The organism is Aliiroseovarius crassostreae, from assembly GCF_001307765.1.
GTDB classification, from domain to species: Bacteria; Pseudomonadota; Alphaproteobacteria; order Rhodobacterales; family Rhodobacteraceae; genus Aliiroseovarius; species Aliiroseovarius crassostreae.
The window spans coordinates 1-6,912 of record NZ_LKBA01000002.1 but is presented as its reverse complement, the minus strand read 5'-3'; the positions used below and the strand labels follow the sequence as shown (position 1 = coordinate 6,912).

Sequence of the window (6,912 nt, the reverse complement as noted above, 5' to 3'; positions counted from 1 at the left end):
CTATTTCAGCAGCCTGTTAGGCAGTGTCGCTGTCAGCCAAGCGTTTTGCACGATCAGTATAGCTCGCCGCCGCCTTCGGGACAGAATGACGCGATTGGCGGGACAAATTTGGCTTCTAATGGCTGATCCTCTTCCCGCGCTTCAACAAGATGGCATTTAGCTCGTCCCTGATGAACTCTGACGCCGCTTGTTTGCTGGTGTGAAACGATGGGTATGACCGGCCATCTGCCCGTTCGCTCCAATCAATCTGGAATAATGGCCGCTCCCCCCACTCATCCTTGATGCGCGTTTCGGTCACCGTGATCTGGATATTCTCGCACGTCCCGACAACAGATTTTGACCCATTGGATACTGACGGCCTCCCCCAGAACAGAAGGCTCATCACCTCAACCCAGCACTCTTCGCAAACAGCTCAACTGCCTTCCGTGCCGCTGCCTCGCAGGCTTTTGAAACATGGGAATTGGCAAAGCCTTTCAGCTCAATCCAGTAGCCCGCCCCGAACGCCAGAGTGGCCCGCTCCGGGCCGGTGACGCGCATGATCATCACACGGCCTTCCTTTGCGCGCTCCTGGTAGGAGGCAACACAGTGGCGTTGTCCCAGCCCCTCATGCGATAGGTCCAGATCGGAAATCAGGCGCTCAAACCGATATCCGTCGATATCGCAGGTAAAGGGCGCAGCCCACGTGCCACCTCGTCATAAAGCTTCAGCCCTTTGCCGTTGCCCTGAGAAACCAGCACATCGTCCTGGGGTTCCAGAATGTCTGAGAAAAACGGGATCGTGATGTCGTTTTCGACAACGGCATAATCGTTGGCATCCACCACCGGAGCTTTGGTTTTCTTGTTCTTCGCCATCTCGTGACCCTCTTATCCGACGGAGATCCCGCCGCCAGTGAACACGCCGCCCGCTTTTTCAAGCGCGTGTGTGTGGAGCATTTCAAGACAATCTGGCCCGTCGTCATGAGCCGCGTTCGGCCATTGTTGCAGCTGGTCGATCAGTGTCTTTTGGGAGTTGTGTAACCGGATCAAACCAGCCTTCATGGGCGGCTGCAGGCGTTCAATCCGTAGGTTTTTGTCAGCGATGGGCTGCACTGGGAAGCACGGCATAGACAGCCCCGCCTGGTGCGCCCGCTTCATCAACTCTGTACGCAGCATTTCCTGGAACTGGACGGTTTCAACAAACCACATCTGGCAAGTGTATTTGCGCTGCATCGCCAAAGCGTCTTCAATGATGATATCCGGCAGGCGCCTGCGGATCGACGCCTCGACCACATCCATCACACCCGTCTCGGGATGATATCCACCAATCAGAATGGCGCTTGGATCGCGGCCTGTATTTTTCTTGCCTAGGGACGGATCAATTGCACCGAAATACAGCAGGTTTCCACCTTACGCAGCCGATCATCCATCCCGGTAAGGGTCTTACCCTGTTGCGTTTGGGTTTCCTTGATGTGCTTCAGGGTGGCAGAGATCTCGCCCAGCTCACGTTCAATGGTCGCGCTCATTCTGCCACCTCTACGATTTCACATTCTGCGGTGCCCATGTCCGGAGCGATTTTGGGTTCGGGTGTCTCCAGTAGCTCGGCAACGTCAGCAACGTCCTCGAAGTTCATGTTGTTCTGGAACCAGTCGATACCTTCAAAGTGGTCATTCAGGACGAACTGGACCTCTTCCTGCTGTTGATCTTCGCTCTGGGCATAGTGCGCCGCCCGATGCTCTGCCACCTTCAGAAGTGGGATATGCCAGACATAGCCGCCGTCGCTGACTTCAATGAATTTTGTCATGCCACCATTCCCAGTGCTTCTTTGTACATATCCAACACGGCCTCTTCTTCAGCGATGTCATCTTTGTCGCGCTTACGCAGCGCAATGACTTTGCGCATGACCTTGGTGTCGTAGCCACGGCCCTTGGCCTCGGCCATCACCTCTTTCTGCTGTTCGGCGATATCCTTCTTTTCCTGCTCCAGGCGTTCGAAACGTTCAATGAACTGGCGTAGTTCGTCGGTGGTCACACGGTAGTCTGTGTTGGGGGCTTTCTCGTCCATGTCAGCTCGTCACATGCTTGACGGCCCACATAACCGCCTCTTCAGTTTTGGTACGTGCCAAGGACAGTTCCCGGCTCCCGCCACAGCGATTGATCAGGTCCAGCAGCGCTTGCCCTTTGTCCTTGATCTCTTCCACCAGCTGCTTTTCTTCATCGGACAGAACGCGATAGCTATGCCGCATCGGGGAATTGTCAGCGCGGGCGTCGTCGGTTGAGTTGATTTTGGTGCTCATCTTGGCCTCCTGGTCTCCATCAATGCCCCCCTTGATCCGGGGGCAGAAAAAGAGCTCAGTTCAACGGGAAGGGGGAGACGACCACAGAGGGTTCAACATAGACCGGACGGACCCCCTCGCCGTCGGGGTTCACGCACATCACGTAGGTTGCTGCCAGACCTTCAGGCATCGACAAACCATTCGGTTCCATTTGCGGCATCGTCATCAGGCCATTTTCGCGATAAACGCCTGCGGACACCGCTTTCTCAGGACTGGAAAACTGAATTGACGCGTTGATGCCAAAGCCGATGATATCGCAGATCTTGATGAAACTGCCATCCATGGTGACGATATAGCTGTAGGTGCGATATTCGGGGTTATCGTCGGTCACATTTCCCGATGTCGTCGAAAATACCCACGCGCCCAAAACCGCCTGCCCAGTAGCATTTGCGCGGCTCGGGAAACTCCATCCGGATACGGCGCGACGAGCGGCCCTTGATGCGCTGCATGACGTCGGACAGCGAAAGTTTCGGCGGGATCGACAGGAACATATGGACATGATCGCGCGCCAGCACACCGCGCACGATGTGAACACCCATCTCCTCACAAGTCTGGCCGATGATGTCCCGGATGCGTTCCCGCATCGGACCCTGCAAAACCTTGTAGCGGTATTTTGTGACCCACACGACGTGGAACCTGTGATAAAATTGCGTGGTCGCGGATGACGAGGAGAGATCATCAGAAGATTCGCTGAAGCGGACCGGCTCGAAGCCCGTGGTTTATCTCCAATAGGTGGAAAATAAATGGCTGGTGCGCAACAAACCCTATACCCGTTTCGATCTGCGGATTTATGCCATTTCCGCCGATGAGGCCACGGCCAGAACGCTCGCGACAGATCCTGGAAGCGCCCTTCTGGTGATCGAACGCACAACCTGGATTGGCGCAGATCCAATCACATCCGTGCGCTCAATCACCCTGCCCGGGTATCAGCTCCTGACCAATAGCTAACCGGTTTCGAGGGGCGGGGAGCACCAAGCCAAAATCGCCACCTTTGCGGCGACCTTGCTGTGCCGATTGAGAGACAGGGACCGCATGACCCCAATGGGGGTCACAAAACCACTGATCGTAATGGGCCCGCTTCACATCTTGGATCAGACGAAAACACCCCGCATTTTGTCCCCTGGAATTGCAAGAAACTGACAACCTGCAACACTTGTGAAGCATTTCCCTGCATGATTGTCACAATCTGCCACTGCGACCCGATAGGTGCCCATATGTCAAATGAGTTCTTCAAATCCCTTGAAGCCATGTATGCAAAAGACAAATCCCCCTTTTCGGCCTGGGCAAATACCTGGCTGCAATATCAAAACGACATTGCACAGGCCTGGATGAATGCCGGCCAACCGGGGCAGGAGGCCGAACCCTCGCGCGATCACCGCTTTAAGGCTGAGGCATGGAGCGAAGGGATCTTTCCCCTGATGCGCCAGTCTTACGAGCTAACGGCCAAGGCCATGGCAGATATGGCCGACGCGGCCGGACTGCCGAAGCATGAGCAGGAAATGCTGAGCTTTTACACCCGCGTTGCCGCCGACAATATGTCCCCCTCGAATTTCCTGATGACCAACCCCGAGGCAATGCGCCTTGCGATGGAAACCAATGGGGAAAGCCTGAAGGACGGTATGCAGAACCTGATCGAAGATCTGCAAAAGGGCTATATCACCACCACTGACGAAGAGGCGTTTGAGGTCGGAAAGAACCTTGCCACAACGCCCGGGAAAGTCATTTTTCAAAATGATATCATCGAGTTGATCCAGTACGACCCGATGACCCCGCAGGTCCGCAAGAACCCGGTTCTGATCGTGCCCCCCTGCGTGAACAAGTTCTACATCTTCGACCTGAACGAAAAGAAATCCATGGTGCGCTACCTGTTGGAACAGGGACAGAGCGTCTTCATGCTGTCCTGGCGCAACCCCAGCAAAGAGATGGGCGACCGCGGCTGGGATGACTATGTGGGCGACGGTATTTTCGAGGCACTGCGCGTGACCTCCGAGATCAGCAAGTCAGACAATGTGGACATGATGGGATGGTGCAATGGCGGCACGATGCTGATCGCGGCCCTCGCCGTGATCCCGGCCGATCTGCGCGCCAAGCTGGGCACCGCAACCTTCCTGTCATCACTGATCGACTTTGCCGATCCCGGACAGATTGGCGTCTTTATCGATCAGGCCCAGAACGAGGTCTACAAACAGCGCCTCGGGTCCGAGAATATTGCACCGGGCCGGGACATCGCCAACGCGATGGCAATGCTGCATGTGAACGAATCGGTGTGGAATTTCGTGGTGTCAAACTACCTGCTGGGCAAATCTCCCGCTCCGTTTGACGTGCTTTACTGGAACGGTGACACCTCGAACCTGCCAGCCAACTGGTATCGGTTCTTCATCGAAGAAATGTATCTGAACAACAAACTGCGCGAACCGGGCGCCCTGACCCTGTGCGGCACCCCGGTGGATACACGCAATATCGACGTGCCGTGTTATTTCCTTGCGGCTGATGGCGACCATATCGTGCCCTGGACCTCGTCCTTTACGGCCACGGATCTGGTATCTGGCCCAACCGAGTTTGTGCTGACCACCGGTGGCCATGTTTCGGGCACGGTGATCAATCACCCGGCCAAAACCCGCCGCAAGTTCTGGGCAGATGGCAAAACGGATGGCGACGCCGGCAACTGGCAAGAAAGTGCGACACTCACCGATGGCAGCTGGTGGCCGCACTGGCTCGCCTGGATCGAAGAGCACAACCCCTCTGACATGGTCAAGGCATCGGCCAAACGTGGCAACAGGACCCACAAACCCCTGGCCGATGCCCCCGGCACCTATGTGCTTGAAAAGGCGTAACGGATGCGGGACCTGAATATGAGCGAGTGTGAGGTTGATGAGGTTCATACCCTGCGTCTGGACGGTGCAATCGTGCGCTATTTCCATCGACCGGGGGAGACCGGCCAGACCCCGCTTCTGGTGTGCAACGGGCTTGGGCAGTCGCTTGAGGTGCTGCTGCCAATCCTGAACGAACTTGGGTCTCGCCCGCTGATTGCCATCGACATGCCCGGCGTGGGGCGGTCAGAGATGCGCGACGATATTGCCACCATTCCCGATTATGCCCAGTTCACCTTTTCCGTTCTGGACAAGCTGGGGATCAGGCAGTTTGACGTTCTCGGTATCTCCTGGGGGGGCGCACTTGCGCAGCAGATGACCCATGACGCCCCGGACCGCATTGGCCATCTGGCACTGGCAATCACCTCGGCCGGGGGCATTGGCAGCTGGTGGGGCACACCAATTGCACTGTCGGAAATCATGTTCCCGCTGCGCTTCACCAACAAGACCTACGGCAATTTCATCGGCCCCTGGATGTATGGCGGTGAGGCGATCCTGCACCCGGAAATATTCCGCGAGTATTCAAAACACGCCATCGCCCCCAGCCCCGAAGGATACTTCACCCAGGTGCGCGCCATGTGCAGCTGGACCAGCCTGCCCTGGCTGCGTGCAATCAACACGCCCACCCTGATCATCGCGGGCAAGTATGACGGGCTGATCCCCATTGCAAACCAGCTTCTGCTCGCCAGCATGATCCCGGACGCCACGCTGCAGATCTACTCAGCCGGCCACCTGCTGATGTTCACCAAACGCCACGAGGTCGGCCCGCTGATCTCGACCTTTCTTGACGACTGACACTTGACGAAAACAGAGACGACTATGCCTGAAAACATCACCATCACCCGCGAAGGGCGCGTGGTTCTGGTCACGCTGAACCGACCCAAACAACTCAACGCCCTGAATTCGGCGCTGGCCCGCGAGATCATTGAGGAGCTGACCCCGCTGGATCGCGACCCAAGCGTGGGCTGCTTTGTCCTGACCGGCAGCGAAAAGGCCTTTGCCGCGGGCGCCGACATCAAGGAGATGTCGGACAAGAGCTATGATGACATGGCCGAGATTGATTTCTTCGCCGAATGGGAAATCTTTGCCAAATTCCGCACGCCGAAAATCGCCGCCGTGCGCGGCTTTGCCCTGGGCGGCGGCTGTGAACTGGCCATGATGTGTGACTATATCATTGCCAGCGACACCGCGAAATTCGGTCAGCCCGAAATCAAGCTGGGTGTGATTGCCGGGATCGGCGGCACCCAGCGCATGACCAAGCTGATCGGCCGCGCCAAGTCGATGCAACTGCATCTGACGGGGCGGATGATGGACGCGGCTGAGGCACTGGATTGCGGGTTGGTGGCGCAGGTTCTTCCCGATGCGGATATCATGGATCATGTGATGAAAGAGGCCGCAACCATTGCAGGCTATGCCAAGCCCGTGGCGATGATTGCCCGCGAGGCTGTGAACCGCGCCGAGGAACTGTCCCTGAACGAGGGGCTGTTGTGGGAACGCCGGGTGTTCCACTCGCTCTTTGCCACCCATGCGCAGAAAGAGGGCATGGCGGCTTTTGTCGAAAAACGTGCGCCAAATTTCCGCCCGGACGAATAAGAGACACGAGACCTAACAGGCTGCTGAAATAGTCCTGCCTCGACAGCGGTTTGAGAACATGATTCACCATCCGGGATGGTTACGGCGGGGGGGTATGATGCGCGGAACGGACGAGACGAGCGGGTCGCTGTTCAGCTAT

General features: G+C 56.9%; 12 protein-coding genes and 1 pseudogene. 4 read left to right on the top strand and 9 right to left on the bottom strand.

Annotated features, from left to right (window positions below; all coding sequences use genetic code 11):
• Positions 1-381 precede the first annotated feature (381 nt).
• From AKJ29_RS19950 to tnpA, 9 genes and pseudogenes are all read right to left on the bottom strand, one after another.
• Entirely contained in the window at positions 382-543 is a 162-nt protein-coding gene (locus AKJ29_RS19950; RefSeq protein WP_235477237.1) for a hypothetical protein, read from the bottom strand.
• 86 nt (positions 544-629) lie between these two features.
• A complete protein-coding gene (locus AKJ29_RS01960) occupies positions 630-851 on the bottom strand; it encodes a hypothetical protein (protein ID WP_055187517.1) in 222 nt (73 codons plus the stop codon).
• 12 nt (positions 852-863) lie between these two features.
• Positions 864-1,310: a phage terminase large subunit gene (gene terL / locus AKJ29_RS01955; RefSeq protein ID WP_261172600.1), complete on the bottom strand. Its 447-nt coding sequence runs from the start codon at positions 1,308-1,310 to the stop codon at positions 864-866.
• A 32-nt stretch (positions 1,311-1,342) separates the two neighbouring features.
• Positions 1,343-1,501 (bottom strand): hypothetical protein, encoded by a 159-nt coding sequence (locus tag AKJ29_RS19585; protein WP_161805360.1) that lies wholly within the window; start codon positions 1,499-1,501, stop codon positions 1,343-1,345.
• Complete coding sequence (locus AKJ29_RS01950; protein WP_055187515.1) at positions 1,498-1,779, bottom strand: hypothetical protein; 282 nt, start codon at positions 1,777-1,779, stop codon at positions 1,498-1,500. The genes AKJ29_RS19585 and AKJ29_RS01950 overlap by 4 nt, the downstream gene beginning before the upstream one ends.
• Entirely contained in the window at positions 1,776-2,039 is a 264-nt protein-coding gene (locus AKJ29_RS01945) for a DUF2312 domain-containing protein (protein ID WP_055187514.1), read from the bottom strand. Before AKJ29_RS01945 ends, AKJ29_RS01950 begins: the two co-directional genes overlap by 4 nt.
• Position 2,040: 1 nt before the next feature.
• Positions 2,041-2,271 (bottom strand): Acb2/Tad1 domain-containing protein, encoded by a 231-nt coding sequence (locus AKJ29_RS01940; RefSeq protein WP_055187513.1) that lies wholly within the window; start codon positions 2,269-2,271, stop codon positions 2,041-2,043.
• A 55-nt stretch (positions 2,272-2,326) separates the two neighbouring features.
• A complete protein-coding gene (locus AKJ29_RS19810) occupies positions 2,327-2,641 on the bottom strand; it encodes a hypothetical protein (protein WP_055187512.1) in 315 nt (104 codons plus the stop codon).
• Positions 2,630-2,936, bottom strand: a pseudogene (tnpA, locus tag AKJ29_RS01930) (IS200/IS605 family transposase); the annotation flags it as partial. The gene AKJ29_RS19810 and the pseudogene tnpA, both read right to left, overlap by 12 nt.
• Positions 2,937-3,042: 106 nt before the next feature.
• Between tnpA and AKJ29_RS01925 the strand changes: the two are divergent.
• The 4 genes from AKJ29_RS01925 (at position 3,043) to AKJ29_RS01910 (ending at position 6,773) form a co-directional block, all read left to right on the top strand.
• Positions 3,043-3,258 carry a UTRA domain-containing protein gene (locus tag AKJ29_RS01925; RefSeq protein WP_074963839.1) on the top strand — a complete coding sequence of 72 codons (216 nt, stop codon included), beginning with the start codon at positions 3,043-3,045 and terminating at the stop codon, positions 3,256-3,258.
• A 224-nt stretch (positions 3,259-3,482) separates the two neighbouring features.
• Positions 3,483-5,144 carry a PHA/PHB synthase family protein gene (locus AKJ29_RS01920; RefSeq protein WP_082392486.1) on the top strand — a complete coding sequence of 554 codons (1,662 nt, stop codon included), beginning with the start codon at positions 3,483-3,485 and terminating at the stop codon, positions 5,142-5,144.
• A gap of 3 nt (positions 5,145-5,147) precedes the next feature.
• The gene (locus AKJ29_RS01915) at positions 5,148-5,975 is read left to right on the top strand and encodes an alpha/beta fold hydrolase (protein WP_055187509.1); all 828 of its coding nucleotides are present in this window, start codon (positions 5,148-5,150) and stop codon (positions 5,973-5,975) included.
• A 24-nt stretch (positions 5,976-5,999) separates the two neighbouring features.
• Positions 6,000-6,773, top strand: a complete 774-nt coding sequence (locus AKJ29_RS01910) for an enoyl-CoA hydratase-related protein (protein ID WP_055187508.1) — start codon at positions 6,000-6,002, stop codon at positions 6,771-6,773.
• Positions 6,774-6,912 lie beyond the last annotated feature (139 nt).

Coding starts and splice junctions, on each gene's coding strand:
- AKJ29_RS19950 (WP_235477237.1), bottom strand. CDS start 543: ATGATCATGCGCGTCACCGGCCCGGAGCGGGCCACTCTGGCGTTCGGG.
- AKJ29_RS01960 (WP_055187517.1), bottom strand. CDS start 851: ATGGCGAAGAACAAGAAAACCAAAGCTCCGGTGGTGGATGCCAACGAT.
- AKJ29_RS19585 (WP_161805360.1), bottom strand. CDS start 1,501: ATGAGCGCGACCATTGAACGTGAGCTGGGCGAGATCTCTGCCACCCTG.
- AKJ29_RS01950 (WP_055187515.1), bottom strand. CDS start 1,779: ATGACAAAATTCATTGAAGTCAGCGACGGCGGCTATGTCTGGCATATC.
- AKJ29_RS01945 (WP_055187514.1), bottom strand. CDS start 2,039: ATGGACGAGAAAGCCCCCAACACAGACTACCGTGTGACCACCGACGAA.
- AKJ29_RS01940 (WP_055187513.1), bottom strand. CDS start 2,271: ATGAGCACCAAAATCAACTCAACCGACGACGCCCGCGCTGACAATTCC.
- AKJ29_RS01920 (WP_082392486.1), top strand. CDS start 3,483: ATGATTGTCACAATCTGCCACTGCGACCCGATAGGTGCCCATATGTCA.
- AKJ29_RS01915 (WP_055187509.1), top strand. CDS start 5,148: ATGCGGGACCTGAATATGAGCGAGTGTGAGGTTGATGAGGTTCATACC.
- AKJ29_RS01910 (WP_055187508.1), top strand. CDS start 6,000: ATGCCTGAAAACATCACCATCACCCGCGAAGGGCGCGTGGTTCTGGTC.